The following is a 546-nucleotide window of genomic DNA, read 5'->3' as shown; positions in this document are numbered from 1 at the left end:
CACTCGCCGCCATCATCACTAAAGGCACCTCTTTCATCGGTTCGCCTTTCGCGTTTAGAAACTGATCATCAACGGTAATAACTTTCAAATCGTAGCTTTTCGCTTTGGCCATAATCGCAGGGCCAAGCTTTGGATCTGGCGTACAAATTACAAAGCCTTTCGCCCCGCTGGCAGCAAGCGTATCAATCGCATTCAGCGTTTTTTCACCATCAGGCACGGCCATCTTGACCAATTCAAAATCGTATTGCTTCGCTGCTTTTTCCGCAAAAGACCACTCGGTTTGAAACCAAGGCTCTTCCGGCTGCTTCACGAGGTAACCAAGTCTGACGTTATCGTCATTGGAGCCAAAAAAAGCGTTAGCAGAGGCACTGAGCATTGTCATGCCAGATAGGGCAGCGATTGTGAGTAGTTTTTTTAATTTCATTGTTATCCATCCACTGGTAGAGGTGAGTGTTCGCTGTACATATTTGTGCATCCTTGACCATTTGTTAGTGATAAAAATCACAGCGGAAAAATGTAGCAATTTTGTCCATTCATTTAGCTACA

The 546-nt window shown here is 44.9% G+C and carries 1 protein-coding gene; it reads right to left on the bottom strand.

Features of this window, described 5'->3' with window-relative positions; translation table 11 throughout:
- Positions 1 to 424: substrate-binding domain-containing protein (locus R7190_RS29915; protein WP_318138214.1), on the bottom strand; the 424-nt coding region annotated here is incomplete at its 3' end.
- Positions 425 to 546: the final 122 nt, after the last annotated feature.

Source organism: Vibrio sp. 1078-1 (assembly GCF_033340475.1).
Note: the sequence above shows the minus strand (reverse complement) of the source record. Positions and strands in the feature narration are given on the sequence as shown.